Annotated in this window: 1 protein-coding gene; it reads right to left on the bottom strand. The window is 76.3% G+C overall.

The window, feature by feature from the left end; genetic code table 11:
* Positions 1 to 97 precede the first annotated feature (97 nt).
* Positions 98 to 712 (bottom strand): DUF4126 domain-containing protein, encoded by a 615-nt coding sequence (locus ACFV8H_RS41470; protein WP_380409966.1) that lies wholly within the window; start codon positions 710 to 712, stop codon positions 98 to 100.
* Positions 713 to 1,250 lie beyond the last annotated feature (538 nt).

Genomic DNA, 1,250 nt, shown 5'->3' with positions numbered 1-1,250 from the left:
GCGCTGCATTGGGCTCCCTCCTCCGCCTTGCGATGCACGCACCCCAACGCCGCCCCGCCCGCCCTCCGGGCGAACGACGGGAGTTCGAAGGCGGACCCTAGGCCCGACCCGCGTACGCTCCGGACGCGGCCTTGGCGGCCTTGCGCTCGCGGCGGCGGGCTCGGAAGGCGCGGATCCTGCTGACCGCCAGCCAGACCAGCAGCAGACCGGCCAGCAGCAGGACGGCGGAGATCGAGGCGGCCGCCCAGGGGTGGAAGATCGCCAGGGTGACCAGGCCGGCCACCGAGAGGTCCTCGGTCAGGCTGACCACGATGTTGCTGAACGGTTCCGGCGTGGTGTTGACGGCCATCCGCAGCGAGGCCTTCACCAGGTGGGTGACCAGCGCGGTGGTGCCGCCCATCGCCCCGGCCGCTACCTCGCTGAGCGAGCCCGGGTCGGCGCTCGCGATCAGCACGCCGACGACGGCACCGGCGATCGGCCGGATCACGGTGTGCACGGCGTCCCAGACGGTGTCCACGTACGGGATCTTGTCGGCCACCGCCTCCAGCAGGAACAGCACGGCCGCCGCGACCAGCACGTCGGTGCGCTCCAGCGCGTGCGGCACCGACTCCGCGCCGGCGAACCGGCCCAGCAGGCCGAGCAGCAGCACCACCGCGTACGCGTTGATGCCGCTGGCCAGACCGCTGGTGAAGATCAGCGGCAGGACCGTCATCGCGTCCCCCTCCTCGTTCTCGCGGGCCTCGCGACCCCGTCCGGGCCGCCCCGGCCCCGCCGTACCGTACCCGGAGCCGGGACGCCCCGGGCCGCCGCCGCGGTTCCGCTCCGGGGCGCCGCGGCCGACTGAGTACGGGTACTCAGTTGCGCGGTTGAGTACGTCAGCGGATGGCCTCCGACCTGCTGGGACGGGAGAGTGGTGGCACCCGGGAGGACGGCGCGTCGGGCGCCGGCCGCCCGGGTGGCGGATCCGTCCGTCCCCCTGGCCGGGAGGGCCCGGGGGGTGGTGCCGGGTCCGCGTCGGGCGCCGGTCACGGGCCCCGCACCGCCGACACGGGGCGGCGGAGCGGGCCGGGGGGAGACCGGTGACCGAACGGGGGAAACGGGGGGAAGCGGGGGGAACGGGGGAGATCGCACCGCCGCCCGGTGGGGGGTGGGCGGGGCGACAGCAGACGGCGGCGGGCAGGGGGCGGGGGGGACCCGCCCGCCCCCGCTGCGTCCGGTCCCGGCGCCGGGTGTCGGGGGTGCCGGGAACG

Source organism: Kitasatospora sp. NPDC059827 (assembly GCF_042731675.1).
In the GTDB taxonomy this organism is placed as follows: Bacteria; Actinomycetota; Actinomycetes; order Streptomycetales; family Streptomycetaceae; genus Kitasatospora.
This window is presented reverse-complemented; position numbering and strand designations above follow the sequence as displayed.

Bases quoted from the DNA above. Each gene is read 5' to 3' on its own strand.
- ACFV8H_RS41470 (WP_380409966.1), bottom strand. From the start codon at position 712: ATGACGGTCCTGCCGCTGATCTTCACCAGCGGTCTGGCCAGCGGCATC.